Origin of the sequence: Nocardioides sp. NPDC101246 (assembly GCF_044767415.1) — a bacterium.
Lineage (GTDB): Bacteria > Actinomycetota > Actinomycetes > Propionibacteriales > Nocardioidaceae > Nocardioides.
In genome coordinates this window covers 51,693-78,552 of the sequence record NZ_JBIWNX010000020.1, presented here as the reverse complement: position 1 = coordinate 78,552, position 26,860 = coordinate 51,693, and the positions used below count along the sequence as shown (strand labels likewise).

The following is a 26,860-nucleotide window of genomic DNA, read 5'->3' as shown; positions in this document are numbered from 1 at the left end:
GTCCTGAGCTTGTCGAAGGGTATGCCGGTCAAGGCGCACATCCCGGGCGGGGTTCCGCGCGGGATGTGCGCCTTCGGCTGCATACCTTGACGAAGGTCCACCCTCAGCCGAAGAGCTCCTGAGCCAAGAAGTGGCCTGACTTCGGCGCACGCGGGACGGCGAAGATCGCCGACCCGACGTGAGCGATGTACTCGTTGAGCAGGTCGACCCGTCCGAGCTTGCGCTGCAGGTCGACGAAGGTCGCCGGGTCCTTCATGAAGGCGATGAAGAAGAGCCCGGCGTCGAGCTGGCCGAGCGGGTTGAGCCCGTCGGTGAAGTTGTAGCCGCGGCGCAGGATCTTGGCTCCCCCGTTGTTCTCCGAGGCGGCCAGGGCGACGTGGGAGGTCGGGTCGATGACGGGCTCGCCGTCGCGTACGGCCTTGAAGTCCGGGGTGTCGGACTCCTTCGTCCCGGTCAGCGGAGCGCCCTCGGCCTTGTCTCGGCCGATGGTGAGGTGCTGGGTCTGGATGGTGGTGCCGTCCCAGACCTCGATGTCCATGTTGATCTTGCGGGTGACCAGGTAGCTGCCGCCCCGCATCCACGCCGGCTCGTCGTCGTCCGCGACCCAGACGAACTCGTCCAGGTCCTCGTCGGTCGTGATGTTGCGGGTGCCGTCCTTGAGACCCATCAGGTTGCGCGGGGTCTTCTGACCCTTGCCGGCCGAGGCACGGCCGAAGCCGAGCACCGTCCAGCGGGTGGTGACCAGACCGCGTCCGATCCGGATCAGGTCGCGGATGGCGTGGTAGGCCACCTGCGGGTCGTCGGCGCAGGCCTGCAGGGCCAGGTCGCCGCCGCACAGCTCCGGCTTGAGCTCGTCGGCGGGCAGCCGCGGGATCTCGGCCAGCAGCTTCGGGCCCCGTCCGGCGAGCCCGAAACGGTCGTCGAAGAGCCCGGGCCCCAGACCGAGGGTGACGGTGAGCGAGGCCGGCGAGAGGTCGTACGCCTCCCCCGTGTCCTGCGGCACGCCGTTGCTCCGCGAGGGCTCCACGGACCCGACCGGGTTGCCCTTCATCATCGTGGCCATCGCCGCTGACCAGCGCGCGAAGAGGACCTTCAGCTGCTCGGCCGTGGTGCCCTCGACGACGTCGAGGGACATGAAGACCAGGTGCCGCTGCGGCGGCGTGGCGACGCCGACCTGGTGGTCGCCGGTGTAGAAGTCGTACGCCTTGGAGAGGTCGAGCCCGTCCGCGGCCGACGCTTCGGCGGGCGAGACCGCACGGCCGCCGAGGAACCCGACCGCGGCCCCGGCCGCGGCGCCTCCCCCGGCGCCGGCGAGGAGCCGGCGCCGGGTGAAGCCCTTGCCTTCGGTGGCCATCAGGCCGTCGCTGCCTTCTCCGCCAGCCGGCCGAGCACGTCCTGCAGCGACTGCACGGTGGCCGAGAGCTTCTTGCCGTCGGAGGCCTTCAGCTCGGCGGTGTAGGGCTGGTAGCCGCCCAGCGCCTCCGGGTCCTTGTAGCCCTCGAGGTCGTCGATGACGGCGGTGAACCGCGCGTCGATGGTCGTGACCAGCTCGGCGTCGATCTTCTCCAGGCCGGGACGGAGTGCGGCGTAGGCCTGCTGGGCGCCCTCGACGTTGTTGGCGAAGTCGACCAGGTCGATGTGGCTGTAGGCCTCCTCCTCGCCGGTGATCTTGCCCGACTGGACCTCCTCGAGCAGCGCAGCGGCACCGTTGGCAAGGTCCTCGGGCTTGAACTCCAGCGTCTTGCCGACCTCGGCGAGCTTGGCGACGTTGGTGACCAGGTCGGCGGCGTACTTCTTGGTCTCGTCGGTGATCTTCTTGGCCTCGAACAGGTCGCGCTCGACGGCGTGGAAGCCGCTCCAGCCGACGGCCTCGTCGAGGTTGGAGGCGCGCATGTCGATCAGGTAGTCGAGGTTGCCCTTGTTGTCGGTCGGGTCGAAGCCCTCCATCACGAAGCCCTCGACGTCGGACTCGATCTTCTCGTAGAAGGGACGCGCGTCGGCGTAGGCCTGCTGGGCCGCGGCGACGTCGCCGGAGTCGACGGCCTTGCGGAGGTTCTCGACACCGGTGACCATCGCGTCGAGCTGGGTGTTGACGTAGCCGGTGTAGTCCTTCGCGCCCGCGGCGAGCAGCTCGGCGGTGTCGCCGGCCGGGGCCGCGGCGGCCTCGCCGGTCACCGTGAAGGGGATCCGCTCCTCGGCGGCACCCGGGCAGTAGACCTCGTAGTCGCCGCCACCGAGAGTCAGGGTGAAGGTCACCTCGGGCAGACCTGGGGCGAGGTTCTCCTTCTCGCCGAGGATCTTCTGACCGTCCATCAGCTCGACCTCGGTGAGGCCGGCGGCCGACTCGTTGGCGACCGTGAAGGTCACCGGACCGGCGGCGGCGGTGTCGGTGTCGAGCTCGCAGACGTCGCCGTCGGAGCCGCTGACCAGCTTCACCGCGACCTGGCTGGCGCCCTTCTTCTTCGGGGCCGCCGAGTCGTCGCTCTCGCTGCCGCAGGCAGCCAGACCGGTGAGACACAGCGCGGTGAGTGCTGCAACGGAGATCGCCTTACGCGACATGGGTTGAACCTTTCACTGAAGACTCCTGGCGCCCTGCGCGGCCAGAGTCGTTGACGGCGCGCGGTGTGGTGTCGCGGCCGGGCCTGCGCCGGGACTGCCACAGCAGCACCCCGGCGAGGACGAGGAGGGCGACCGGCAGCCAGTGCTTCCACAGGAGCCGGTCGTGGGCGGCCCGGTCCGCCTCGGCGATCGTCGCGATCAGGTCCGTCGCATAGGTCTCCTCGACCTGCAGAACGGCCCCGTCGACGGTGAAGGTGCGCGGTGAGGTCAGTCCGCCGGACTCGATGGTCAGCACGAGCTTGCCGGAGGTGCGTACGTCGACCAGACCGTCGTCGCGGCTGAGCACCGTGTGGCGGGTGGTGTCGGTCCAGCGGGCCTCGTAGGGGCCTGGGGCGGTGCTGAGGTTGAGTCCGACCGGGATCCGGTCGCCGGTGTAGGTCAGCAGATCCTGGGCGGTGAGCGTGGCCGGCAGCTCCCCGGAGCCCTCCGCGTGCCAGGCGGTGTCGGCGGTGCCGGTGTGGTCGCTGGGGTCGCCGAGCTCGATCTTCTCGCTGTCCGCGGTCAGCGTCGCCCGGTCGCCGGTGACGGCCAGCACCGCCGTACGTCCGTCCGCCAGCGGGGCCTCGCGAGGCACCTCGACACTCGGCAGCGGCACGAGGAGGAAGAGAGCGGCCGCGGCGAGGATCGCGACGACGGCGCCGCCGATCCGCAGCCGTCGGGCGAGCGCGGCGCCTGGCCGCAGGTGTGCGGGCAGGAGAAGCATCGCGAGCATCGGCACCAGGTAGGCGAACCAGCCGAGCACCTCGATCACCCGCGGGTCGGCGGGGATGCCGAGGATCCCGGTGATCAGTGCCGAGCGCACCGAGCCGTTGGGGATCAGCCAGGACAGGTCGACGGTGGAGCCTTGGCCGACGGTGACCCAGCCGGCCTCGTGTCCGGTGCGCAGCGCGAACATCACCAGCCCTGCCGCCACGAAGACCAGGAACACGCCGGTGACCTGGAAGAACACCTTCAGGTTGAGCCGCAGGCCGCCGGCGTAGATGCCCCAGCCGAGACCGATCGCGATCGCCAGACCGAGCAGCGCGCCGAGGATCGCGGCGGGGGCGCTGGTGGCGTTCTGGATCGTCGCGAGCAAGAAGACCGAGGTCTCGAAGCCCTCGCGCAGCACGGCCAGGAAGCCCATCAGCGCCATCGCGGTCAGCGTGCCCGCGCCCAGCGCCGCGGCCGCCGCCTGCTCGAGGTCACCCTTCAGCGTGCGGGCGTGGGTGTGCATCCAGCGGATCATCCCGGTCACGAAGACGATGGCGATGACGCCGATCACGCACTCGAGCATCTCCTGCTGCCGCTGCGGCAACGCCTGCTCGAGGAGCCTCAGCGCGACCCCGACGGCGATGCTCAACCCGATGCCGGCGCCGACGCCGATCCACAGACCACGCAGGGGGGCACCGTTACGGCGGAGGAAGGTGGCGATGATCGATACGATCAGCGCCGCCTCGAGGCCCTCGCGCAGCCCGATGACGAAGGTTGGCAGCATTCCCGCAGCGTAACCTTAGGCAAGCCTCACCTTGTAGACCGGGAGCCAGAACTTTGCCCTGGGTCAGATCGCGCAGCCGTCGGGGCCGCAGGCGTCGCCGTCACCGACGATCGTGAGGGCCGGCTTCGTCTCGGCGTGGACCTTCTCCAGGAGCTGGCTGAACAGGTCGGTCGGCTGAGCGCCGGAGACGCCGTACTTCCCCTCGACGACGTAGAACGGCACCCCGGTCGCGCCGTAGGCGCGGGCTTGGTCGATGTCGGCCTGTACGTCACCGGCGAACTCCTCACTCGCGAGCACCTCGTCCACGCGGGCGGCGTCGAGACCGACGTTCACCGCTGCCTGCTTCAGGACGGCGTGGTCGCCCATCGACTCACCGCGGGTGAAGTACGCAGCGAGCAGCTCCTCCTTGAGCACCGCCTGCTTGCCCTCGGCCTTGGCCAGGTGGAGCAGCCGGTGGGCGTCGATGGTGCGCGCGTGCGGGGTGTCCTCGTGACGGAACTCGAGGCCGGCCGCGGCGGCCGGCACGTTGGCCTGCTTCATCAGCTCACGGGCCTGGTCGACGGAAGCCCCGAACTTCTTCGCCAGGGCCTCGACCGTGGTCTCGACCGGCACCTGCGGCGCACTGGGGTCGAGCTCGAAGGAGTGGTAGACGATCTCGACGTCGTCGCTGTGCTCGAAGCGCTCCAGGGCTTCCTCGAGGTGGCGCTTGCCGATGTAGCACCACGGGCAGACAACGTCGGACCAGACATCAATACGCATACCTCGACAACGTTTAGTTCGGTAGGAAACATTCCGGAACGGACCGATCTACCCCGAGACGGTCTCAGGGGAGATCAGGGGAACCGCCAGGAACCCACCAGGGATCTGCCAGGGGTCTGCCGGACGCGCGCGGGGCCCGTGTCAGGCGAGGCTCGGAGCATGATCCAGATCGATGCCCTCTCCAAGAGGTACGGCAGGTTCACGGCCGTCGACAACGTGACCTTCACCGCCGAGCCCGGCCGGGTGACCGGCTTCCTCGGCCCCAACGGCGCCGGTAAGTCCACGACCATGCGCATCCTGGTCGGACTCACCGATCCGTCCTCCGGCAGTGCGCACCTGCTCGGCCGCCACTTCTCCCAGCTGCCCAACCCCGGTCGCGAGGTCGGGGTGCTGCTGGACGCCTCGGCCCAGCACGGCGGCCGCACCGGCCGCGAGATCCTCACCCTGGCGGCCCGCACCATGGGGCTGGCGAAGTCCAGCGTCGCAGAGACCCTCGACCGGGTCAGCCTGACCGAGGAGGAGGCCGGGCGTCGCGTACGCAACTACTCCCTCGGGATGCGGCAGCGGCTCGGGATCGCGACGGCCCTGATCGGCGACCCCGAGGTGCTGATCCTCGACGAGCCGGCCAACGGCCTCGACCCGGCCGGCATCCGCTGGATGCGCGACCTGCTGCGTGGCTTCGCCGACGACGGCGGCACCGTGCTGCTCTCCTCGCACCTGCTGCACGAGATCGAGGTGATCGCCGACGACATCGTGGTCATCGGCAACGGCCGGATCGTGGCGCAGGGCACCAAGCAGGAGCTGCTCAGCAGCGGCGAGACGTACGCCCGTTCCAGTGATCCCACCTCACTCGGCCGGGCGCTCCAGCGGGCCGGCTTCACCGCCGAGCTCACCACCGAGGGGGCCGTCCTCAGCGACGCCGACCTCACCACCGTCGGCCAGATCGCCTTCGACACCGGACTCGTGCTGGCCGAGCTCCGCGCCGCCGACGGCGCCGGCCTGGAGGAGATGTTCCTCCAGCTGACCGCCGAGACCCAGCGCGACCACCTCGAGACCCCCGAAGGGAAAGCAGCATGAGCACCACGACCCTCGCCCCTGAGCCGGCAACCCCGGCCGAACGCGACCCCGAGGCGGTACGCCGCCGTGAGCGGGCCGTGCCGGCCCCGATCCCCTTCGGCCGGATCGCCGGCATCGAGCTGCGCAAGATGTTCGACACCCGCTCGGGGTTCTGGCTGATGGCCAGCCTGGTCGTGCTCTCGCTGGCAGCGACCGCGGTGACGATCATCTTCGTCGACGCCGACAACCTCGACTACGAGGGCTTCGCCAGCGCCTGGGGCATGCCGATGTCGGTGGTCCTGCCGATGATCGCGGTGCTGGCGGTCACCAGCGAATGGAGCGCCCGCAGCGCCCTGACCACCTTCACCCTGGTGCCTGGCCGCGGACGTGTCATCGCCGCGAAGGCGCTCGTCACGGCCGTTGTCGGCGTCGTCGCCATCGCGGTCGCGGCGGCCGTCGGGGCGCTCGGCTACCTCGGCGTGGCAGTCGTCATGGACCTCGACCCGGTGTGGAACATCTCCTTCACCGAGCTCGCCCAGGTGACCCTGGCCAGCGAGATCGGCATGTTCATGGGCTTCATGCTCGGCACGGTCTTCCGCAGCTCACCGGCCGCGATCGTGGCGTACTTCGTCTACGCCCTCATCCTGCCCGGCGTCTCCTCGGCTCTGGCCTCGACCAACACCTGGTGGGCCGAGCACGCCACCTGGTTCGACCTCAACTGGGCGACGATGAACCTGTACTCCGACATGACCGACAAGATGTGGGCCCAGCTCGGTGTCGCAAGCGTGATCTGGCTGGTGGTCCCGATGCTCGTCGGCCTCCGCCTCGTGCTCCGCTCCGAGGTCAAGTAACCCGCCGAGTCGGCGCGAACTGACCATAAATCATGCCGAGTCGGCGCGTTAGAACGCGCCGACTCGGCATGGGTTTTCCGGGGGTCAGCGAGCAGCGCTGCCCTCGGTGTAGTCGTCGTCCGACTGGCTCCACGAGAAGTGCGAGCGCAGGGTCTTGCCGGTGGCCTCGATCGGGTGACCGGCCTCCTCCTCGCGCAGCTTCTTGAACTCGGCCGCACCGTTGTCCTGGTCGGCGATGAAGCGGGCGGCGAAGGAGCCGTCCTGGATCTCGGCGAGGATCTGCTGCATCGTCTCCTTGACGGCGGGGGCGATGACGCGCGGGCCGGAGACGTAGTCGCCGTACTCAGCGGTGTCGGAGATCGACCAGCGCTGCTTGGCGATGCCACCCTCCCACATCAGGTCCACGATGAGCTTGAGCTCGTGAAGCACCTCGAAGTAGGCGATCTCGGGCTGGTAGCCGGCCTCGGTCAGCGTCTCGAACCCAGCCTGGACCAGGTGGGACACGCCGCCGCAGAGCACGGCCTGCTCGCCGAAGAGGTCGGTCTCGGTCTCCTCGGTGAAGGTCGTCTTGATGACACCGGCGCGGGTGCCACCGATGCCCTTGGCGTACGACTTCGCGAGGTCCCACGCGGAGCCGGAGGCGTCCTGCTCGACGGCGATGATGTCCGGGATGCCCCGGCCGGCGACGTACTCACGACGGACGGTGTGGCCCGGGGCCTTCGGGGCCACCAGGATCACGTCGACGCCCTCGGGCGCCTTGATGTAGCCGAAGCGCACGTTGAAGCCGTGACCGAACACGAGGGTCTTGCCGGCGGTCACGTGGGGCGCGAGCTCGTCGTTGTAGAGACCACGCTGGTGCTGGTCGGGGGCGAGGATGACGATCACGTCGGCCTCGGCGGCGGCCTCGGCCGGGGTGAGGACCTTGAGGCCCTCCTCCTCCGCCTTGGCGGTCGACTTCGAACCGGGCTGCAGGCCGATGCGCACGTCCACACCGGAGTCACGCAGGTTGAGCGCGTGGGCGTGGCCCTGGCTGCCGTAGCCGATGACGGCGACCTTCTTCGCCTGGATCAGCGCGAGGTCGGCGTCGTCGTCGTAGAAAATCTCAGCCACGAGGGCTTCTCCTTCAGTTGTTTGTTGATGGGGTTCAGACCGCGGAAGGCGGAGCGGGCACAGCCACGGATCGCAGGCTGCGCTCGGAGATCGACCGGGAGCCGCGGCCCATGCCGACCATGCCGGACTGGGAGAGCTCACGGATACCGAAGGGCTCGATGACCCGGAGGAAGTCGTTGAGCTTTCCGGTGTTGCCGGCCAGCTGGACGACGACGGTGTCGGTGGACACGTCGACGACCTTGGCCCGGAAGAGCTGGATGGTGTCGAGCACCTGGCTGCGGGTCTCCGTGGTGGCGGTGATCTTGACCAGCATGAGGGCGCGCTGGACGCGCGACTCAGGCTCGAGCTCGACGATCTTGATCACCTCGACCAGCTTGTTGAGCTGCTTGGTGACCTGCTCGAGAGGGGTGTTCTCGAGATTGACCACGACCGTCATGCGGGAGACCTCGTCGTGCTCGGTCGGTCCCACCGCGAGAGATTCGATGTTGAAGCCGCGGCGCGAGAAGAGCGCGGCCACGCGGGCCAGGACGCCGGGCTTGTTCTCGACCAGGACGCTCAGCGTGTGCTTGCCGCCGGTCTTCACGGGCTGGATGCTCATCACAGGTCGTCCTCGTCGAACTCGGGCGCGAGGTCGCGCGCGTACTGGATCTCGTCGTTGGAGGAGCCGGCGGCGACCATCGGCCACACCATGGCGTCCTTGTTGACCCGGAAGTCGACGACGACGGGCATGTCGTTGATCTCCATGGCCTTCTCGATGGTGGCGTCGACGTCCTCGGCGGAGTCACAGGCCAGGCCGACGCAGCCCATGGCCTCGGCCAGCTTGGGGAAGTCGGGGATGCGCTTGGGCTGGCCGTGGGACTGCAGGTTGGTGTTGGAGTAGCGCTCGCCGTAGAAGAGCGTCTGCCACTGGCGCACCATGCCGAGGTTGTCGTTGTTGATGATCGCGACCTTGATCGGGATGCCCTCGATCGCGCAGGTGGCCAGCTCCTGGTTGGTCATCTGGAAGCAGCCGTCGCCGTCGATCGACCACACCGTGGAGTCCGGGCAGCCGACCTTCGCGCCCATCGCGGCGGGGACGGAGTAGCCCATCGTGCCGAGGCCACCGGAGTTGATCCAGGTGTTGGGGTGCTCGTAGCCGATGAACTGCGCGGCCCACATCTGGTGCTGGCCGACACCGGCGGTGAAGATCGTCTCCTCGCCGGAGATCTTGCCGAGCCGCTCGATGACGTACTGCGGCGAGAGACCGTCCGCGGGGAGGTCGTAGCCGAGCGGGTACGCCTTCTTGATCCCGGCCATGAACGCGATCCAACCCTCGTAGTCGCCCTCCTTGCCGGCTTCCTTCTCGGCGGTGAGCACCGCGATCAGGTCGGTGAGGACCTCACGCACGTCGCCCACGATCGGGACGTCGGCGTAGCGGTTCTTCCCGATCTCGGCCGGGTCGATGTCGGCGTGGATCACCTTGGCGTTGGGAGCGAAGGAGTCCAGGTTGCCGGTGACGCGGTCGTCGAAGCGGGCACCGAGGCTGATGATCAGGTCCGACTTCTGCAGGCCGGCGACGGCGGGGACGGTGCCGTGCATGCCCGGCATGCCGAGGTGCTGCGGGTGGGAGTCGGGGAAGGCGCCGCGGGCCATCAGCGTGGTCACCACCGGGATCCCGGTGAGCGTGGCCAGCTGCAGGAGCTCGCGGTGGGCGCCCGAGCGGATCGTGCCGCCACCGACGTAGAGGACCGGCTTCTTGGCCTCCAGCATCAGGCGCGCCGCCTCGCGGATCTGCTTGGCGTGCGGCCTGGTCACCGGGCGGTAGCCCGGCAGGTGGAGCTCGGTCGGCCACCGGTAGGTGGTGGTGGCCTGCAACGCCGACTTGGTGACGTCGACGAGGACCGGACCCGGCCTCCCGGTGGAGGCGAGGTGGAAGGCCTCAGCGACCCGCAGCGGGATCTCCGCCGGGTCGGTGATGAGGAAGCTGTGCTTGGTGACCGGCATCGTGATGCCCTTGATGTCCGCCTCCTGGAAGGCGTCGGTGCCGATCATCGCCGCGCCGACCTGGCCGGTGATGGCCACCATCGGCACGGAGTCCATGTTGGCGTCGGCGAGCGGGGTGACCAGGTTGGTCGCGCCCGGGCCGCTGGTGGCCATGCAGACCCCGACCTTGCCGGTCGCGGCGGCGTAGCCCTGGGCCGCGTGGCCGGCGCCCTGCTCGTGACGTACGAGAATGTGGCGGATCTTCGAGTCCATCAGCGGGTCGTACGCCGGAAGGATCGCTCCTCCCGGAATGCCGAAGATGTTCTCGGCACCCGCTGCTTCCAGCGACTTGATCAGGCTCTGGGCGCCTGTCATCTGCTCGCTCATGTCCGCCGTCCTACTCATCGGAGCTTCTACTCATGGGCTGTACTCGGTTGTCTGGCTTGGGCTGCTCGTGCAACAAAAAACCCTCCGGCCCGGCGGGCAACGGAGGGAGACGCGTCGTCTGGGGCCAGTGGCTCCTAGGCGACGCGCCTGATAAGTACGAGAATGCTGTTCAGCATGCCCACACGTTAACCCCATGTGTCGCGCCGTGTCACCTCACCCTAGCGCGCGTCCCATGATCTGAGATCACCGTCCCAGTATCTGTCAGTCGCTCGGTGGATCTCAGGGTTCTCACCGAGGCGGCGGGCCCGTGGCGATCGCTAGCCTGGACGTACCAAGTGGTTCTCGGGTCCGTCCTGTGGAGGCGACGATGTCGACCGACGAGAAGCACAGATCCGCGTGGCTGCCGCCCCGCTGGTTCATCCGCGCCGCGTGGTGGTTCCACCGCCGGCTGTACGCCGCGGGCGGAGCGCGATTCCTGCGCCGCCCGACCGCCGAGCGGGCCGGCATGCTCCGGCTGACCACGACCGGGCGCCGCACCGGGCAGGAGCGCTCGGTGATCGTGTCCTACGTCCCCGACGGGTCGAGCTACGTCACGCTGGCGATGAACGGCTGGGCCGACCCGCCGCCCGCCTGGTGGCTCAACCTGCTGGCGAATCCCGACGCCGTCGCCGAGACGGTCGAGGAGGGCACGCAGCGGGTGCGCGCCCGCGAGGCGACCGGCCCTGACCGGGAGCGGCTGTGGGGGCTGCTCGCGGCCAGCGACGACGGGTGGGGCGAGCTGGACGACTATGCCGTCCGGCGCTCGCACCCAACCCCGGTCGTGGTCCTCGAGCTCTCAGACCAGGCCGAGCCGCTCGCGCAGGAAGGTCCAGGCGAAGGCGGAGAGGTGGGCTGACTGGGCGTTGTTGGCGGCACCGCCGTGGCCGCCCTCGATGTTCTCGTAGTAGGTGACGTCCTTGCCAGTGGCCGCCAGGAGCGCGGCCATCTTGCGGGCGTGGCCGGGGTGGACGCGGTCGTCCTTGGTCGAGGTGGTGAGCAGGACCGGCGGGTAGGACTTCGCGCCGTCGAGCAGGTGGTAGGGCGAGAACGTCCGGATGTACTCCCACTCGTCGGGGTTGTCCGGGTCGCCGTACTCGGCCATCCACGACGCTCCGGCGAGGAGGTGCGAGTAGCGCTTCATGTCCAGCAGCGGCACCTGGATCACGACCGCGCCGAACAGCTCGGGGTAGAGGGTGAGCATGTTGCCGGTGAGCAGCCCGCCGTTGGAACCGCCCTGGATCCCGAGACGCTCGGCAGAGGTCACCCCGGTCTCGACGAGATGGCGGGCGACCGCGGCGAAGTCCTCGTAGGCCTTGTGCCGGTTCTCCTTCAGCGCCGCCTGGTGCCAGGCCGGGCCGTACTCCCCTCCCCCGCGGATGTTGGCCACGACGTAGACGCCGCCCTCGCTGAGCCAGCTCCGGCCCACACCGGCGGAGTAGCCCGGGGTCATCGGGATCTCGAAGCCGCCGTAGCCGTAGAGCAGCGTCGGGGCCGGGCCGCCGCTCGCGTCGAGGGCGGCCTCGGCGCCGACGATGAAGTAGGGGATCCGGGTGCCGTCCGCCGAGGTCGCGAAACGCTGCTCGGCGCGGAGCCCTTCGGTGTCGAACCAGGACGGCGCCGACTTCAGCGGCTCGATCGTCTCCGCGCCGATGGTCGTCAGGCCGTACGTCGCCGGGGTCAGGTAGCCGCTGGTGACGACCCAGACCTCGTCGGACTCGACCGCGTCGACGGCACGGGTGCCGACCGCGGCCACCGGGTCGGTCGCGGGGAAGTCGGAGCGCGTCCACTCGCCGGACTCGGACGGGGTCAGCACGCTCAGCTTGTTCTTGACGTCCTCGAACACGTTGAGGACGAGGTGGTTGCGGGTCCAGGTCGCCCCGGCGAGCGAGGTCTTCGCGGTGGGCTCGAAGAGCACGGTGAGGTCACGCTCACCGGCCAGGAACCGCTCCGCGTCGCTCGCGAGCAGCGAGCCGGCGGCGTACGTCGTGCCCGCGACGGTCCACTCCTCGCGAAGCTCGATGACCAGCCACTCGCGGTGGAAGCCGGCCTCGGCGGAGTCGGGGATGTCGAGCTTGGTGAGGGTCTGCTCGGGGGTGCCGGGGTCCGTGGCGACGTAGGTCTCGGACCTGTAGAACGCGATCGAGCGGCTGACCAGGTCGCGCTCGAAGCCGGGCGTGTGGATGCGGCGGGCGGAGATGTACATGTCCTCGTCGGTGCCCTCGTAGACCACCGCCGCGTCCTCGAACGGGGTGCCGCGGCGCCACAGCTTCACGATCCGCGGATAGCCGCTCGGGGTCAGCGAGCCCTCGCCGAAGTCGGTGAAGACGTAGACCGCGTCCGGGCCGCACCAGGAGAGTGCGCCCTTCGCGCCGCCCTGCTCGACGGCACGGGTGAAGCCACCCTCGGCCGGGCTCACGAAGGCCTTCTCGACCAGGTCGAACTCCCGCGTCACGTCGGCGTCCGAGCCACCCGGGGAGAGGTCGACGAGCACCTTGCGCCACGGCTCGCCGGGCTCGGGCCGGAGCACCGAGGCGCCGTGCCAGACCCAGCTCTCGCCCTCCTCGGCGGCGAGCGCGTCGAGGTCGAGCAGGAGCTCCCACTCGGGGTCGTCGGTGCGGTAGGAGTCCGGCGTGGTGCGGCGCCAGATGCCGCGCTCGTGGTCGGCGTCGCGCCAGAAGTTGTAGAGATGCTCGCCGAGGCGCGAGACCTCGGGCACCCGGTCGTCGGAGTCGAGCACCTCGAGGATCTGCGCCTCGATCTTGGCGAAGACGGGATCGGCACCGACGCCCGCGTGAGCCTCCTCGTTGCGGGCCCGCACCCACGCCAGCGCCTCGACCCCCTCGACCTCCTCCAACCAGCCGAACGGGTCCTCTGCGGCGGGGTCGAGCGGGGTCACGATCGTCTGCTCAGAGGTCATGCCACCGCCTCCGTAGGGCAGGACGAAGAGTACGGATGCGGTGGCCTGACGCTTGTCGTCGTTCGCTGGCGCTCACTCATGCCGGAAGGCTACTTCGCGGTGCGCAAGTTGCGGCCGACAGGCACAATTGCGGCATGAGTGAGGCGGAGGGGTCGTCGAAGGGTCTGCCGCGGCGAGCGGCGACACGGACGGCGAAGCTGGCCGCGCTGCCGATGGGGTACGCCGGGCGCAAGGCGCTCGGGCTCGGGAAGCGGATCGGGGGCAAGCCCGCCGAGGCGGTGCTGGCCGATGTGCACCAGCGTACGGCCGACCAGCTCTTCCGCACCCTGGGTGAGCTCAAGGGCGGCGCGATGAAGTTCGGGCAGATGCTCTCGGTGATGGAGGCGGCGCTGCCGGAGTCGCAGGCGGCCCACTACCGCGCCCAGCTCACCCGGCTCCAGGACTCCGCTCCCCCGATGCCGACCGGGATCGTCCGCGGCCTGCTGGCCCGGGATCTCGGGCCCGACTGGTCCGAGCAGCTGGTCGAGCTCTCCGACGAGCCGGCCGCCTCGGCCTCGATCGGGCAGGTCCACCGCGGCCGGTGGGCCGACGGTCGCGAGGTCGCGGTGAAGGTGCAGTACCCGGGTGCCGACGAGGCGCTGCGCGCCGACCTGCGCCAGATCGGCCGGGTCGCGGCGATCGGCAACGCGGTGGTTCCCGGGATGGACATCAAGGCGCTCGTCACCGAGCTGCAGGAGCGGGTGGTCGAGGAGCTCGACTACCCGAAGGAGGCCGAGGCCCAGCACGTCTTCGCAACGGCGTACGCCGACCATCCCCTCATCGACGTCCCCGATGTCGTCGCGGTGGGACCCTCGGTGCTCATCACCGAGTGGGTGGAGTCGGAGGGCTCGATCGCGAAGGTGATCGCCGAGGGCACTCCCGAGGAGCGCGACCACTATGGCGAGCTGCTCGCCCGGTTCTGGTTCTCCGCACCCGGCTTGACCGGGATGCTCCACGCCGACCCGCACCCGGGCAACTTCCGGGTCCTTCCCGACGGCCGCATGGCGGTGCTCGACTTCGGGCTCGCCGCGCGACTCCCGGAGCGAGGCTTCCCCGAGCCGATGGGGCGGCTGATCCGGATCGCCGCGACCGGCGACGCCGATGCCCTGGTCGCGGGTCTGCGCGAGGTGGGCTTCATCCGCGAGGGGATCAAGGTCGAGCCGCAGCACGTGCTCGACTACCTAGCTCCGTTCGTGACCCCGGCGCTGGAGGAGCGCTTCCGGTTCACCCGGGAATGGATGCGGGAGGAGTTCAAGCGGATCAACGATCCCAAGGATCCCGCCTACACGGTCGGCCTCAAGCTCAACCTGCCGCCGTCCTACCTGCTCATCCACCGGGTCTGGCTCGGTGGTCTCGGGGTGCTGGCGCAGCTCAACGCGGAGGCGCCGTTCCGGGAGATCCTCGAGGAGTATCTGCCGGGGTTCGCCGACTAGGGAAGTACGACCTGCCCGACTGGACCGGGGTTGTAGGCGATCTCCCAGCGCACGCCGTCGGGGTCCGCGAAGTAGCCGGTGTAGCCGCCCCAGACCCGCTCCTGGGCGGCCGGGGCCTCACACCCGAGCGACCGGGCGAGCTCCAAGACGCCGTCGACCTCCTCGCGGGTGGCGACGTTGTGAGCGAGGGTGAACGGCGCCACGCCGTCGGCGACGGCGATCGTGCCGACCTCCTCCTCGAACTCGCGCCGGTCCCACAGCGAGAGGATGACGTGCTCGCCGACGCGGATCATGAGCACGCCGTCGGCCTCCATCTCGGGGGTCCAGCCGAGGCCGTCGACATAGAACGACCGGCTCGCCGCCACGTCGGCGACAGCGAGGGTGACGAAGCTGATGCGCTGGTCCATGACCGTCACACTGCCACGGACCAGCGCGGGTGTCAGGCCTCCACTGTCAGGCTTCCTCGGGCCGGCCCGGCTTCTCCCGGAGGACGTCTCGGCGAGCGCGGTACTCGTTCTCGTCGATCTCGCCCGCGGCGTACCTCTCGGCCAGCCTGGCCTCGCCCGCGCGCCGCGGCCCCTCGGCCACCCGCTTGCGGTTGTAGAGGACGACAGCCGTGATGATCGCGGCGATCACCAGGAACCACAGGATCGGGAAGATCGGCCAGAACGCCGGCGGCCCTCCCCCGTCCTGCCACGGTCCGTTCTCGCGCCACGGACCCCAGTGGTCGTCGGCCACCACGGTGGCCACCGTCTCGTTGATGCTCATTGCTCGTGTCCAATCTGTCGGGCTTGCCTATGCCCTCAGACTGCTGCCCACGAGCCGCCGGCACATCGGCTCAGGAGCGGGGGCCGCGTACGCAATCGTGCGTACGCGGCCCCTAGGTGCACCTAGCCGATCCGGAGCCGGCTGTGCTGGCGCCCCTGCTCGTCGAAGTTCGCGGGGTCGAGCCAGCGCTCGTGGCCCTCGCGCACCTTCGGCCACTCCTCGGCGGTGATCGAGAACCAGTCGGTGTCCCGGTTGCGGCCCTTGACGACCATGTGGTTGCGGAAGCGGCCCTCATAGCTGAACCCGAGCCGCTCCGCGGCCCGCCGGGACGGTTCGTTGAGCGAGTCGAGCTTCCACTCGAAGCGCCGGTAGCCCAGCGTGTCGAACGCGTGCAGCAGGAGCAGGTGGATCGTCTCGGTCGCCGCCCTGGTGCGAGCCAGCGCGGACCCGAAGAGCACCCCACCCACCTCGATGCTCCCATTCCTCGGGTTGATCGCGTGGTAGCCCGCGACACCGCTCGCCCGGCCCTCCCGCTCCCCCTCCAACGGGACGAATGCGAACGGCACGACGTCGGCCGCGTCGACCAGACCCGCCAGGTGCATCCACAGGTCCTGCAGCGAGGTCGGCATCACGATCGGCCGGTAGGTCCACAGGTCGGCGTCCTCGGGGCCACAGACCGCGGCGTAGAGGTCCGAATACTGTGCCGACGAGAGCGGCGCGACCCGGACGTAGCTCCCCTCGAGGGTCACCGGCTCGGGCCATGGCCGCGCCTGCCAGTCCTCGACGACAGCACCTACGGGATAGGAGAAATCGGTCACGGCGGTCATTGTCTCCGACCGCCGTGACCGTTGCTCAGGAGGCCGTCGCCTCGGCTGTCGTGTCCACCGTGGCGAGCGAGCGCCGGGCGCCGCCGAGGGCGAGCATCCCGACCAGGCAGCCCAGCAGCAGCACCCCGGCGAGGACCATCACCGACTCCACCGCGAACCTGTCGGCGAGCGGCCCGAAGACGATCATCGAGACGGGCATCGCCACCGACATCACGATCCCGTAGAACCCGAACACCCGCCCGCGCATCGAGTCCTCGACCTGCTCCTGCAGGACGGTCGCCGCGGGCACCAGCAGCGTCTGGAAGAGTATGCAGATCACCAGGCCGGCGACCGAGAACACCCAGAAGTCGGCAGAGACACCGAGCCCGACGACGAGCACCCCGACCCCGACCGAGGCGGCCACCATCAGCCGCACCCGGCGCTTCACCCGGGGCCCGAAGACGGCCATCAGCGCGCCGCCGAGGACCATCCCGACGCTCCAGAACAGCTCGTTGACGCTCAGCATCCAGACCTCGTCGCCGAAGCTGCGCGTGATCATCAGCGGCGTGAGGTGCGCCGGCGCCCCGGCCATGAACATCACGACGGCCACGAGCCCCATCACCCAGCGCACCGAGGGGTTCCCCTTGACGTACCGCAGCCCGGCGAGGAGATCGCCGAAGTAGCTGACCGGTGCTGACGAGCCCGCCGAGCGGACCGTCCGCCCCACCGGGACCAGAAGCAGCAGGAGTACGCCGGCCACGGCCGTCACCACGTCGATGAAGAAGACCGCGACGATGCCGGTGCTCGCGTAGACCGCGGCCGCCACGGCGGGCGCGAACAGCATCATCCCTGACTGGATCGTCTGCTGAGCCCCGTTGACCCGCATCAGATGCTCGGCCGGGACGATCTGCGGGAGCATGGCGTTGACCGCTGGCCCCTGGATCCCGGCCAGCGCCGAGCGGACCGCCATCGCGACGAAGATCATCCACAGGTCACCGACGCCGCTCAGCATCAGCAGCGCGAGCACCAAGGTCGCCACCGCGATCGCCGAGTCGGCCCCGATGATCAGCAGCTTGCGCGAGTGCCGGTCGGCCCATACGCCGCCGAAGACCGACACCACCGCCTGCGGCAGCATCCCGGCCGCCACGCTCAGGGTCAGCACCGCGGCCGACCCGGTCTCGACGGTGAGATGCCACATCACCGCGTACCCGACGATCATCGACCCCAACGACGACACCGTCTGGCCGCCGAGGAAGACCAGCAGATTCCGCTTCCACCGATCCGACTTCTGTTCCTGCCCCTGATCCGACATCGCAACCACTCCCGCACCCGGTGGGCCGCTCCGTCGGGCCCCTCACCCATGCCACGAACGGGGTCAAGCGAATCCGACAGGTTGTGAAGCCGAGAGTGACCCATAGGCCACTCTCGGCTTCACAACCCGCAACGGCTACTCCAGCGCGGGGTCGAAGTCGAAGGCCGGCAGACCGTCGAGACTGGCGAGGTTCTTCCGGCGCCGGTATTCGGCCGACCCCTCGACCCCCTTGCGCTCGAAGTACGCCGGGAGCAGCTCGCGCTCGCCGACGTACGACATCAGCGGGACGGCGTAGCCGCAGGAGTCGGAGACGCGCTCGATGTCCACGACGACGACCGCCCGGGCACCGGGCAGGTCGGTGAAGCGGCCGGCCAGATCGGCGTACTCCTCCTCGTAGCGGGTCACCACCCGGCCGCGGCCGTGGAAGCGGACGATGTTCGGAGCCCCGTCGAAGGCACAGAACATCACCGTGATCCGTCCGTTCTCACGCAGGTGCGCGATCGTCTCGCTGCCGCTCCCGGTGCCGTCGAGCCACGCGAAGGTGAGCTCGTCGAGCATCCCGAAGGTGCCCGGGATCCCCCGGGGCGAGAGGTTGACGTGACCCTCGCCGGCGAGCGGCGCGGTGGCGACGAAGAAGACGACCTGACGGTCGACGAACTCCCGCAGGCGACCTTCCACCCGCGTGTGAACCTTCCCCATGGGCCGTTTACTCGGGCACGCTGCGGTAGGCGCCGTCGGAGGCCGAGGTGGCCATCGAGGCGTACGCCCGCAGGGCCGCGGAGACCTTCCGGTCCCGGTTGGCCGGGGTGTAGGGCTTGTCCCGCTTCTCCTGGAGGGCTCGGCGCTGGTCGAGGACGAGGTCGTCGACGTCGAGGGCGATCGAGCGGTTCGGGATGTCGATGGAGATCTGGTCGCCGTCCTCGATCAGGGCGATCAGGCCGCCACCGGCCGCCTCCGGGGAGACGTGACCGATCGAGAGCCCCGAGGTGCCACCGGAGAAGCGGCCGTCGGTGATCAGCGCGCACTTCTGGCCCAGACCACGGCCCTTGAGGAACGAGGTCGGGTAGAGCATCTCCTGCATGCCCGGCCCACCCTTCGGGCCCTCGTAGCGGATCACCACGACGTGGCCGGCCTCGACCTTCTTGGCGAGGATCCCGTCGACCGCGGCGTCCTGGGACTCGAAGACGATCGCGGTGCCGGTGAAGGTCAGGCAGTCGTCGGGAACTCCGGCGGTCTTCACCACACAGCCGTCGGGGGCGATGTTGCCCGACAGGATCGCCAGCCCGCCGTCTTCGGAGTAGGCGTGCTCGAAGTCGCGGATGCAGCCCTCGGCGGCGTCGGTGTCCAGGCTCGCCCAGAGGTTCTCGGTGGAGAACGCCTCGGTCGTACGCACTCCGCCCGGTGCGGCGAGGAAGAGGTCGAGCGCCTCCTGGCTGGGGTTCTCCGCGCGGATGTCCCAACTGCCCAGCCACTCCTCGATGGTGTCGGAGTGGATGGTGTGGACGTCCTCGTTGAGCGCGCCACCACGGCGCAGCTCGCCGAGCAGGGCGGGGATGCCGCCGGCGCGGTGGACGTCCTCCATGTGGTACTTCGGGCTGTTGGGAGCGACCTTGCTCAGGCACGGCACCCGACGCGAGATCGCGTCGATGTCGTGCACGTTGAAGTCGAGCTCGGCCTCGCGCGCGGCCGCGAGCAGGTGCAGCACGGTGTTGGTCGAGCCGCCCATGGCGACGTCGAGCGCGACCGCGTTCTCGAAGGCGCTGCGGCTGGCGATGTTGCGCGGCAGGACGGACTCGTCGCCCTCCTCGTAGTAGCGGCGGCACAGCTCCACGATGGTGCGGCCGGCCTCCTCGAAGAGCGCGCGGCGCTTGGCGTGGGTGGCCAGGGTCGACCCGTTTCCCGGCAGGCTGAGGCCGATGGCCTCGGTGAGGCAGTTCATCGAGTTGGCGGTGAACATGCCGCTGCAGGAGCCGCAGGTCGGACACGCGGCGCGCTCGATGACGTCGAGCTGCTCGTCGGTGACCGCCTCGTTGACCGAGAGCACCATCGCGTCGACCAGGTCGAGCTTGTCGTGCACGATCCCCTCGATGGCGGTCGTCTTGCCGGCCTCCATCGGGCCACCGGAGACGAAGACGACCGGGATGTTGAGCCGCAGGCTGGCCAGCAGCATGCCGGGGGTGATCTTGTCGCAGTTGGAGATGCACACGATCGCGTCGGCGCGGTGCGCCTCGACCATGTATTCGACCGCGTCCGCGATCAGCTCGCGGCTGGGCAGCGAGTAGAGCATCCCGGCGTGGCCCATCGCGATGCCGTCGTCGACGGCGATCGTGTTGAACTCCTTGGCCACTCCCCCGGCCTCCTGGATCTTCTCGGCGACGATCTTGCCGAGGTCACGGAGGTGGACATGGCCGGGCACGAACTCGGTGAACGAGTTGGCGATCGCGATGATCGGCTTGCCGAAGTCGTCATCGGTCATGCCGGTCGCGCGCCAGAGCGCGCGGGCACCCGCCATGTTGCGGCCCGAGGTCGAGGTTGCGGAGCGAAGAGTGGGCATGCCAGAAGGCTAGACCCGTTCGGGTGGATCGTTCGACACAGTGACGTACGGCGGACGTCAGGCGAGCCAGGCAAGCATGATCCGACCGGTGCGCACGAGCTGGGCCGGGTCGACGACGTCGGGTGTGTCGGCGGGTGAGTGGTACGCGGCGTACGGAGTCGACCCGAGGCGCACGCCGGGCAGGCCCGCCCGTACGAAGGACCAGTGGTCGCTGGAACGGTTGGGGGTCTGGGAGCAGCCGGTGGTCGGCACCTTCGCGCGCCTTGCCGCCGCTCGGAGGCTCGCCAGGGTGCGGTCGCGTCCTGGGCGTGCGCCGCACGCCGGGACAGCCTCCCCTACGCCGACCCGGTCCAGTGAGACCATGCCGGTCAGCGACCTGCGCTCGACAGGCGGGAGGGACGCAACATACGCGCGAGAGCCGTAGTGGTGGTCGTCGTCGGTCTCACCTCGCGGCTCCTCGGAGCCGAAGACGACCAACCGCACCGGCATCCTCGTCGACCGTCCTGCGGCCGTCTCGGCGATCGCCAGCAGCACAGCCACGCCGGACGCGTTGTCCTCCGCACCCGGTGCCTGCGGGACGGTGTCGAGGTGGGCACCGACCAGGAGCCACGGCTGCCCGGGGCGTACGTCGCCTCTGTCGGCGACCAGGTTGACCGACTCCCCCGCGCTGACCGGGATGCCCCACGAGACTCCGGCGGGTGTTTGGAACCGCTGTCGGTGCACCTGCCAGCCGAACCCTGCCAGCTGTCCCTCGACCCAGGCTGCGGCTCGATGGTAAGCGGGCGACGTCCCGGGTCTCGGGCCGATCTCACCCGCCAGATGGCGTACGGCGACGGTCGCTGTCCCGACGCGGAGCTGCTCGGGTGTCAGTGGCGGGGCGGCCCGGGTCCTGCTCGGGGTGGGCGAGGGCTTGGACGCGGTGGCCGGCGCTGTCGCGGTGGTTGTCGGAGACGTCTCGGGGGTCGGTGACGCCTCACCGCACCCGGTGAGGACGAGGAGGGACCCGGCCGCGCACGCGATCCGACGGATCATGGCCTCGCCTGCCCAAGGATCCGGGCCGCCTCACGACCGCCCACCACGCGTGGAGCAAACGTCTCGGGATCCATCCGGTAGGGCACGAGGTTCAGGTCCTCCAGCGTGGCGCCGCGGAAGGTCGCGTCGAGAACGACGCCCTCCATCGTCTGGGACATGAAGTCCATGTCGAAGACGAAGTTTCCGAGCGAGTGGAGGACCGGTACGCCGCCGACCCGCTCGAGCGGCTGGACCCAGTGCGGGTGGCCGCCGGCGACGAGATCCGCCCCGGCAGCGACGAGACGACGGGCGACATGGCGCTGGATCGCCTCGGGGCGATGGGTGTACTGCGTACCCCAGTGCGGCAGCACCACCACGACGTCGGCAACCTTCTCGGCGGCTCGGACCTCCCGCTCGACCCGGCGCAGGTCGGCATCGACGAGAGGACCCGTACGTGGCGGCATCCGCACCGAGAAGGCGCCCGGGTCGCTCCTCGTCGCCCGAGGCGTCTCGCCGATCGCGTTGAACCCCAGGAACGCGAAGGTGATCCCGGCTCTCTCCACCACGGCCGGCCGGGCAGCCGCGTCGAGATCCCGCCCTGCCCCGAACGGCACGATCCCCGCCCCCGACAACGCCTCGACCGTCTCCGTCAGCGCCCGGTCGCCGAAGTCACCTGTGTGGTTGTTCGCCAACGAGATCGCATCGAAACCAGCCGCCCGCAGAGGCCGCAGCAGCTCCGGCCCACCACCGAAGGAATCCCCACCCTGAGTCGGGCTCCCTGCTCTCGACAACGTCGACTCGAGATTGCCGACGGTGATGTCAGCGCCCGCCAAGCGCGCCTGCATCGGAGCCAGCGCCGCTGCCGCATCGGGCACCCCGCGGGTCAGCATCAGATCCCCGACGACGGTCAGCCGCACACGCGGCTCCGCAGCAGGAGTGGGCACCGGAACCGACGAGGACGAGGGAGGGGCCGGCGTCGTCGAGGACCCGACTGGTGTGCCGGCGCCACAGGCGGACAGCGCGCATACGAGCACGACGGTGAGCCAGTGGCGTCCCATACATCCAGCATGCCCCCGGACCAAGGATCCTGTGCAGCCTCGACCGACCGCATCGAGGACGGCAGCACGCTACGGATCCGTGCGCCTCAGATCTTCGCGGCCCGGACCACCATCACGTCGGGGATGTCGCGGAGGATCTCGCGCCAGGTCTCGCCGGCGTCGGCGGAGGCCCAGACGGAGCCGTTGCGGGCGCCGAAGTAGACACCGGCCACCTCGTGGTCGTCGGCGCACATCGCATCGCGCATGACCCCGACGTAGAAGTGGTCGGGCAGGCCCTTGTCGAGCGCCTCCCAGTGGTCACCTGCGTCACGCGAGCGCCACACGATCGGCTTGGCCTCCGGCGGGTAGCGGGACTCGCCGGCACCGATCGGGAAGGTGAAGATCGTGTCGGGCTCCTTCGGGTGGACGACCATCGCGAAGCCGAAGTCGGTGGGCAGCCCGTCGGCGATGGACTTCCAGGAGACGCCCTCGTCGTCGGAGCGGTAGACGCCTCCGTGGTTCTGCAGGTAGAGCCGCTCGGGGCGGGAGGCGTGACGGGCGACCTTGTGGACGCACTGGCCGAACTCGGGGTACTGCTGCCCCTCGGGGAGGAAGACGGCGATGATGCCGTTGTTGCGCGCCTCCCAGCTCTCGCCGCCGTCCGAGGTCTGGTAGACGCCGCCGGTCGAGATCGCCGCGGTCACCGAGTCGGGATCGGTCGGGTGCGGCAGGATCGTGTGGAACGCCTGCCCACCGAATCCCTCGTTCCACTCGGTGCGGTGCGGGTGGTCCCACAGTCCGCGCACCAGCTCGAAGGACGCGCCGGCGTCGCGTGAGCGGAAGATCGCGCCCGGCTCGACACCGGCCCAGATCGTGCCGTCGGGGAGCCCCGGCTGGAGCTGCCAGACCCGGGCCAGGCTCGCGTCGACGTCCTCGGGGAACGACATCGAGGTCTCGGTCCAGGTCTCGCCCCCGTCGGCGGAGGCGCGCACCAGCGCACCCAGCCACAGCGAGGAGCATCCGGCAAGGACTCGCCCGGTCCCGGGCTCGATCATGGCGGAGTAGATCTCCTCCATGTCATGGTGCGGACCGGTGAAGTCCCAGTCCTGCCGGGCGTCGTCAGAGCGCCCTATCCACAGACCCTTCCGGGTCCCGACCAGCAGCTGCGTACCCATGCATTCCAGCATCCACCCGGTCGTCGTCTGTGGCCAGGAGATTTCGGCGAAAGGGCGTCGAGGGAAAACATCGTGCGTCGGTGACATCGGGCGGGCCCGGGTTCTTCGGCCTGAGCGGCCCAGCCCCTAGCCTGAAGTCATGACCAGACCTGTTGCCTGGGAGACGTTCACCGCGATCCTCTTCGACCTGGACGGCGTGATCACGCCGACCGCGGGCGTGCACATGCGTGCCTGGGAGGAGATGTTCAACGCCTACCTGCAGGAGAAGACCCCGGGGGCGCCGGCCTACACCGACCAGGACTACTTCGCGTACGTCGACGGCAAGCCGCGCTACGACGGCGTCCGTGACTTCCTCGCCTCCCGCGACATCACCCTTCCCGAGGGCACCCCGGAGGACGCGCCCGAGCTCGAGACCGTGTGTGGACTCGGCAACCGGAAGAACAACGCCTTCAACCTGGTGCTCGAGCGCGACGGTGTGGAGGCCTACCCCGGCTCGGTGCGGTTCCTGGACCATCTGGCCACCCTCGACGTCCGGCTCGGCGTGGTGTCCTCGTCGGTCAACGCGCCGACCGTGCTGAAGGCGGCGGGGCTGCTGGACCGGTTCGAGACGGTCGTGTCGGGTGCCGTCGCCGATGAGCTGGGACTGCCCGGCAAGCCTGCACCGGACACGTTCGTCTACGCCGGTAAGGTCCTCGGAGCCACCCCGAGCGAAGCCGTCGTCCTCGAGGACGCCGTCTCCGGGGTGCGCGCCGGCAAGGCAGGCGAGTTCGGGCTGGTCGTCGGGGTGGATCGTGGCGCCGGCCACGACACCCTCGCGGCCGCCGGCGCCGGTCTCGTCGTTTCCGATCTCGCCGAACTCATCCCTGACCACCACAGCCCTGCTCAAGGAGCACAGCAGTGAGAACCAACGTCGGCCCGAACCCCCTGGACCGGGCCCGTTACCCCATCGACCCGTGGCGGCTGGTGGAGACCAGCTACTCCCCCGACGACCTCGGTCTGACCGAGACGATCTTCAGCGTCGCCAACGGCTATCTCGGCATGCGCGGCACTCCCGAGGAGGGTCGCCCGACCTACGCGCACGGCACCTTCATCAACGGGTTCCACGAGACCTGGCCGATCCGCCATGCCGAGAACGCCTACGGCTTCGCCAAGACCGGGCAGACCATCGTCAACGCCCCCGACGCCAAGATCATGAAGATCTACGTCGACGACGAGCCGCTCACCTTCGGCACCTCGGACCTCGAGGAGTACGAGCGGGTGCTCGACTTCCGCGAGGGTGTGCTGCGCCGGCACCTGGTGTGGCGTACGCCCTCGGGCAAGCGGGTCGCGATCAAGTCGACCCGGATGGTGTCGATGACGCAGCGGCACCTCTCGATCCAGACCCTGGAGATCACGATGCTCAGCGGCGCGGCGCCGATCGTGATCTCCTCCCAGCTGCTCAACCGGCAAGACGGCAAGGACGAGTACCACGTGCCGTCGGCGGCGCTGGGCGAGGGCATGGACCCGCGCAAGGCCTCCGCCTTCGACACCCGCGTCCTGCTCCCGCAGATGTCGGTCGCCGACGAGGAGCAGATGACCCTCGGCTACCGGTGCGCCAACTCGGGGATGACGATCGCGGTCAGCGCCGCCCACCAGATCGACACGCCGGACCCGGTCGAGACCGTCGTCCGTGCCGAGGACGACCTGGCCAAGACGGTCTTCAGGGTCGACGCGACCGAGGGCAGCACGCTGCGGCTGCAGAAGACGGTGACGTACCACACCTCCCGCGGGGTGCCGGTGCGCGAGCTGGCCGACCGCTGCGGACGTACTCTCGACCGGGCGATCCGGCTCGGCGTCGGCCACTTCGAGCGCGACCAGCGCAACTGGTACGACGAGTTCTGGTCCGCCGCCGACGGCGAGATCACCGCCGCCGCGGACGACGACGCCGAGGACATCGCCGCGGCCCAGCAGGCGATCCGGTTCAACCTGTTCTCGCTGGCCCAGGCGACCGCCCGCACCGACGGGCTCGGCGTCCCCGCGAAGGGCGTCACCGGCTCCGGCTACGAGGGGCACTACTTCTGGGACACGGAGTGCTACGTCGTCCCGTTCCTCTGCTACACCCAGCCCGAGGTCGCCCGCAACGTGATGCACGCCCGCTCGGTGATGCTTCCCGCGGCCCGGCAGCGGGCGCTGGAGATGGCCGCGAAGGGTGCGCTGTTCGCCTGGCGCACCATCAACGGGCAGGAGGCCTCGGCCTACTACGCGGCCGGCACCGCGCAGGTGCACATCGATGCCGACATCGCCTTCGCGCTGATGAAGTACGTCTACGCGACCGGCGACATCGGCTATCTCATCCGCGAAGGCGTCGACATCCTGGTCGAGACCTCGCGGATGTGGGCCGACCTCGGCTTCTGGCGCCACAACGGCGAGCCGTCCTTCCACATCCACGGGGTGACCGGGCCGGACGAGTACACCACGGTGGTCAACAACAACCTGTTCACCAACGTGATGGCCCGCTACAACCTGGAGAAGGCCGTCGAGACCATCGAGATGCTCCGGGCGGACTATCCGCGCGAGTACGCGCAGGTCATGGGCCGGCTCGACATCTCCCCCGACGAGGTCGAGGAGTGGGGCCGCTGCGCCGCCGCGATGCACATCCCCTACGAGGAGGGGCTCGGCATCCACCCGCAGGACGACAACTTCCTCGACCGCGAGGTGTGGGACCTGCCCAACACCCCCGACGACGTACGTCCTCTGCTGCTGCACTACCACCCGCTGGTGATCTACCGGTTCCAGGTGCTCAAGCAGACCGACGTGGTGCTCGCCCTCTTCCAGCAGGGCAACCGGTTCACACCCGAGGAGAAGCGGGCCGACTTCGAGTACTACGACCCGATCACCACCGGCGACTCGACGCTCTCGGCGGTCGTGCAGTCGATCGTGGCGGCCGAGGTGGGCTACCAGGACGACGCGCTGCGCTACTTCTACGACGCGCTCTACGTCGACCTGCACAACATGCACGGCAACACCGTCGACGGCATGCACATCGCCTCCACCGGGGGCGTGTGGGGCGGGCTCGCGTTCGGCTTCGGCGGGATGCGCGACTACGACGGCAAGCTCTCCTTCGACCCGCGCCTGCCGGTGGAGTGGGGCTCGCTGATCTTCCGGGTGCAGTGGCACTCGACCCGGATGCAGGTCGCCGTCACCCGGGACCAGATCGTGTTCACGGTCGTGGACACCCCGGGCGAGGAGTTCGACATCCCGATCAGCGTCCGCGGGGAGGAGTTCGTGGTCTCGAAGGGATCGCCGGTCATCGTGCCGCTCGCCGACCAGGGGCCGCGGATCGGTGCCCACATCGACGAGGAACCGCACCGCGGCATCCGCCCCGACGGATCGCGGATCACCGCCACCGTGCCCACGCCGATCCCGCCGGAGATCTACGAGCAGGACCACACCGAGCACGCCACGATCCCGCACGACTCCGTGCGCGGGTCCGAGCGGCTCGCGGAGGAGGCCAACAAGGCCACCAACCTGTCCAACGTCTCGCAGACGGACTCGGCGCAGTAGCGGGTCTT

General features: G+C 69.6%; 23 protein-coding genes. 6 read left to right on the top strand and 17 right to left on the bottom strand.

Features of this window, described 5'->3' with window-relative positions; translation table 11 throughout:
* Positions 1–103 precede the first annotated feature (103 nt).
* The 4 genes from efeB to ACIRON_RS27760 form a co-directional block, all read right to left on the bottom strand.
* Complete coding sequence (efeB, locus tag ACIRON_RS27775) at positions 104–1,354, bottom strand: iron uptake transporter deferrochelatase/peroxidase subunit (RefSeq protein ID WP_402997718.1); 1,251 nt, start codon at positions 1,352–1,354, stop codon at positions 104–106.
* Positions 1,354–2,559 carry an iron uptake system protein EfeO gene (gene efeO, locus ACIRON_RS27770; RefSeq protein WP_402997716.1) on the bottom strand — a complete coding sequence of 402 codons (1,206 nt, stop codon included), beginning with the start codon at positions 2,557–2,559 and terminating at the stop codon, positions 1,354–1,356. Before efeO ends, efeB begins: the two co-directional genes overlap by 1 nt.
* Positions 2,549–4,093: an iron uptake transporter permease EfeU gene (gene efeU / locus ACIRON_RS27765; protein ID WP_402997713.1), complete on the bottom strand. Its 1,545-nt coding sequence runs from the start codon at positions 4,091–4,093 to the stop codon at positions 2,549–2,551. The genes efeO and efeU overlap by 11 nt, the downstream gene beginning before the upstream one ends.
* 63 nt (positions 4,094–4,156) lie before the next feature.
* A complete protein-coding gene (locus ACIRON_RS27760; RefSeq protein WP_402997710.1) occupies positions 4,157–4,852 on the bottom strand; it encodes a DsbA family oxidoreductase in 696 nt (231 codons plus the stop codon).
* A gap of 159 nt (positions 4,853–5,011) precedes the next feature.
* Here ACIRON_RS27760 and ACIRON_RS27755 point away from each other — a divergent pair, with 159 nt between their 5' ends.
* Complete coding sequence (locus tag ACIRON_RS27755) at positions 5,012–5,929, top strand: ABC transporter ATP-binding protein (RefSeq protein ID WP_402997707.1); 918 nt, start codon at positions 5,012–5,014, stop codon at positions 5,927–5,929.
* Positions 5,926–6,759 carry an ABC transporter permease gene (locus tag ACIRON_RS27750; RefSeq protein ID WP_402997704.1) on the top strand — a complete coding sequence of 278 codons (834 nt, stop codon included), beginning with the start codon at positions 5,926–5,928 and terminating at the stop codon, positions 6,757–6,759. Before ACIRON_RS27755 ends, ACIRON_RS27750 begins: the two co-directional genes overlap by 4 nt.
* Positions 6,760–6,843: 84 nt before the next feature.
* Here the strand turns inward: ACIRON_RS27750 and ilvC are convergent, their stop codons facing one another.
* From ilvC to ACIRON_RS27735, 3 genes are read right to left on the bottom strand one after another with little or no spacing between them, the layout of a single operon-like run.
* The gene (ilvC, locus tag ACIRON_RS27745; protein WP_091049443.1) at positions 6,844–7,869 is read right to left on the bottom strand and encodes a ketol-acid reductoisomerase; all 1,026 of its coding nucleotides are present in this window, start codon (positions 7,867–7,869) and stop codon (positions 6,844–6,846) included.
* Positions 7,870–7,903: 34 nt separating this feature from the next.
* Positions 7,904–8,467: an acetolactate synthase small subunit gene (gene ilvN, locus ACIRON_RS27740; protein WP_189119427.1), complete on the bottom strand. Its 564-nt coding sequence runs from the start codon at positions 8,465–8,467 to the stop codon at positions 7,904–7,906.
* Positions 8,467–10,218: an acetolactate synthase large subunit gene (locus ACIRON_RS27735; RefSeq protein WP_402997699.1), complete on the bottom strand. Its 1,752-nt coding sequence runs from the start codon at positions 10,216–10,218 to the stop codon at positions 8,467–8,469. Before ACIRON_RS27735 ends, ilvN begins: the two co-directional genes overlap by 1 nt.
* Before the next feature lie 367 nt (positions 10,219–10,585).
* Between ACIRON_RS27735 and ACIRON_RS27730 the strand changes: the two genes are divergently transcribed.
* Positions 10,586–11,113 (top strand): nitroreductase/quinone reductase family protein, encoded by a 528-nt coding sequence (locus ACIRON_RS27730; protein ID WP_402997696.1) that lies wholly within the window; start codon positions 10,586–10,588, stop codon positions 11,111–11,113.
* Here ACIRON_RS27730 and ACIRON_RS27725 read toward each other — a convergent pair.
* Entirely contained in the window at positions 11,054–13,174 is a 2,121-nt protein-coding gene (locus tag ACIRON_RS27725) for a prolyl oligopeptidase family protein (protein WP_402997693.1), read from the bottom strand. The genes ACIRON_RS27730 and ACIRON_RS27725 overlap by 60 nt on opposite strands.
* A gap of 134 nt (positions 13,175–13,308) precedes the next feature.
* Between ACIRON_RS27725 and ACIRON_RS27720 the strand changes: the two genes are divergently transcribed.
* On the top strand, positions 13,309–14,646 hold the full coding sequence (locus ACIRON_RS27720) for an ABC1 kinase family protein (RefSeq protein WP_402997690.1): 1,338 nt from the start codon (positions 13,309–13,311) through the stop codon (positions 14,644–14,646).
* On the opposite strand, the gene ACIRON_RS27715 is transcribed toward ACIRON_RS27720, so the two are convergent.
* The 9 genes from ACIRON_RS27715 to ACIRON_RS27675 form a co-directional block, all read right to left on the bottom strand.
* Positions 14,643–15,053, bottom strand: a complete 411-nt coding sequence (locus tag ACIRON_RS27715) for a VOC family protein (RefSeq protein WP_402997688.1) — start codon at positions 15,051–15,053, stop codon at positions 14,643–14,645. The two genes, ACIRON_RS27720 and ACIRON_RS27715, sit on opposite strands and share 4 nt — an antisense overlap.
* Positions 15,054–15,099: 46 nt before the next feature.
* Positions 15,100–15,414: an SHOCT domain-containing protein gene (locus ACIRON_RS27710; RefSeq protein ID WP_402997685.1), complete on the bottom strand. Its 315-nt coding sequence runs from the start codon at positions 15,412–15,414 to the stop codon at positions 15,100–15,102.
* 122 nt (positions 15,415–15,536) lie between these two features.
* Positions 15,537–16,232 carry a GNAT family N-acetyltransferase gene (locus ACIRON_RS27705; protein ID WP_402997682.1) on the bottom strand — a complete coding sequence of 232 codons (696 nt, stop codon included), beginning with the start codon at positions 16,230–16,232 and terminating at the stop codon, positions 15,537–15,539.
* Positions 16,233–16,266: 34 nt separating this feature from the next.
* The gene (locus ACIRON_RS27700) at positions 16,267–17,532 is read right to left on the bottom strand and encodes an MFS transporter (RefSeq protein ID WP_402997680.1); all 1,266 of its coding nucleotides are present in this window, start codon (positions 17,530–17,532) and stop codon (positions 16,267–16,269) included.
* Between the two features lie 135 nt (positions 17,533–17,667).
* The gene (locus ACIRON_RS27695; RefSeq protein ID WP_402997677.1) at positions 17,668–18,210 is read right to left on the bottom strand and encodes a pyridoxamine 5'-phosphate oxidase family protein; all 543 of its coding nucleotides are present in this window, start codon (positions 18,208–18,210) and stop codon (positions 17,668–17,670) included.
* Positions 18,211–18,238: 28 nt separating this feature from the next.
* The gene (ilvD, locus tag ACIRON_RS27690; protein ID WP_402997674.1) at positions 18,239–20,086 is read right to left on the bottom strand and encodes a dihydroxy-acid dehydratase; all 1,848 of its coding nucleotides are present in this window, start codon (positions 20,084–20,086) and stop codon (positions 18,239–18,241) included.
* Between the two features lie 57 nt (positions 20,087–20,143).
* Positions 20,144–21,118 carry a M28 family metallopeptidase gene (locus tag ACIRON_RS27685; protein WP_402997672.1) on the bottom strand — a complete coding sequence of 325 codons (975 nt, stop codon included), beginning with the start codon at positions 21,116–21,118 and terminating at the stop codon, positions 20,144–20,146.
* Positions 21,115–22,155, bottom strand: a complete 1,041-nt coding sequence (locus ACIRON_RS27680) for a CapA family protein (protein ID WP_402997669.1) — start codon at positions 22,153–22,155, stop codon at positions 21,115–21,117. Before ACIRON_RS27680 ends, ACIRON_RS27685 begins: the two co-directional genes overlap by 4 nt.
* 86 nt (positions 22,156–22,241) lie before the next feature.
* Positions 22,242–23,309 carry a WD40/YVTN/BNR-like repeat-containing protein gene (locus tag ACIRON_RS27675; RefSeq protein WP_402997666.1) on the bottom strand — a complete coding sequence of 356 codons (1,068 nt, stop codon included), beginning with the start codon at positions 23,307–23,309 and terminating at the stop codon, positions 22,242–22,244.
* A gap of 139 nt (positions 23,310–23,448) precedes the next feature.
* Between ACIRON_RS27675 and ACIRON_RS27670 the strand changes: the two genes are divergently transcribed.
* Positions 23,449–24,210, top strand: coding sequence for an HAD family hydrolase (locus ACIRON_RS27670; RefSeq protein WP_402997663.1), 762 nt, complete (start codon positions 23,449–23,451; stop codon positions 24,208–24,210).
* Positions 24,207–26,852, top strand: coding sequence for a glycoside hydrolase family 65 protein (locus ACIRON_RS27665; protein WP_402997660.1), 2,646 nt, complete (start codon positions 24,207–24,209; stop codon positions 26,850–26,852). Before ACIRON_RS27670 ends, ACIRON_RS27665 begins: the two co-directional genes overlap by 4 nt.
* Positions 26,853–26,860: the final 8 nt, after the last annotated feature.

Coding starts and splice junctions, on each gene's coding strand:
- efeB (WP_402997718.1), bottom strand. CDS start 1,354: ATGGCCACCGAAGGCAAGGGCTTCACCCGGCGCCGGCTCCTCGCCGGC.
- efeO (WP_402997716.1), bottom strand. CDS start 2,559: ATGTCGCGTAAGGCGATCTCCGTTGCAGCACTCACCGCGCTGTGTCTC.
- efeU (WP_402997713.1), bottom strand. CDS start 4,093: ATGCTGCCAACCTTCGTCATCGGGCTGCGCGAGGGCCTCGAGGCGGCG.
- ACIRON_RS27760 (WP_402997710.1), bottom strand. CDS start 4,852: ATGCGTATTGATGTCTGGTCCGACGTTGTCTGCCCGTGGTGCTACATC.
- ACIRON_RS27755 (WP_402997707.1), top strand. CDS start 5,012: ATGATCCAGATCGATGCCCTCTCCAAGAGGTACGGCAGGTTCACGGCC.
- ACIRON_RS27750 (WP_402997704.1), top strand. CDS start 5,926: ATGAGCACCACGACCCTCGCCCCTGAGCCGGCAACCCCGGCCGAACGC.
- ilvN (WP_189119427.1), bottom strand. CDS start 8,467: ATGAGCATCCAGCCCGTGAAGACCGGCGGCAAGCACACGCTGAGCGTC.
- ACIRON_RS27735 (WP_402997699.1), bottom strand. CDS start 10,218: ATGAGCGAGCAGATGACAGGCGCCCAGAGCCTGATCAAGTCGCTGGAA.
- ACIRON_RS27730 (WP_402997696.1), top strand. CDS start 10,586: ATGTCGACCGACGAGAAGCACAGATCCGCGTGGCTGCCGCCCCGCTGG.
- ACIRON_RS27725 (WP_402997693.1), bottom strand. CDS start 13,174: ATGACCTCTGAGCAGACGATCGTGACCCCGCTCGACCCCGCCGCAGAG.
- ACIRON_RS27720 (WP_402997690.1), top strand. CDS start 13,309: ATGAGTGAGGCGGAGGGGTCGTCGAAGGGTCTGCCGCGGCGAGCGGCG.
- ACIRON_RS27715 (WP_402997688.1), bottom strand. CDS start 15,053: ATGGACCAGCGCATCAGCTTCGTCACCCTCGCTGTCGCCGACGTGGCG.
- ACIRON_RS27710 (WP_402997685.1), bottom strand. CDS start 15,414: ATGAGCATCAACGAGACGGTGGCCACCGTGGTGGCCGACGACCACTGG.
- ACIRON_RS27700 (WP_402997680.1), bottom strand. CDS start 17,532: ATGTCGGATCAGGGGCAGGAACAGAAGTCGGATCGGTGGAAGCGGAAT.
- ilvD (WP_402997674.1), bottom strand. CDS start 20,086: ATGCCCACTCTTCGCTCCGCAACCTCGACCTCGGGCCGCAACATGGCG.
- ACIRON_RS27685 (WP_402997672.1), bottom strand. CDS start 21,118: ATGATCCGTCGGATCGCGTGCGCGGCCGGGTCCCTCCTCGTCCTCACC.
- ACIRON_RS27680 (WP_402997669.1), bottom strand. CDS start 22,155: ATGGGACGCCACTGGCTCACCGTCGTGCTCGTATGCGCGCTGTCCGCC.
- ACIRON_RS27675 (WP_402997666.1), bottom strand. CDS start 23,309: ATGGGTACGCAGCTGCTGGTCGGGACCCGGAAGGGTCTGTGGATAGGG.
- ACIRON_RS27670 (WP_402997663.1), top strand. CDS start 23,449: ATGACCAGACCTGTTGCCTGGGAGACGTTCACCGCGATCCTCTTCGAC.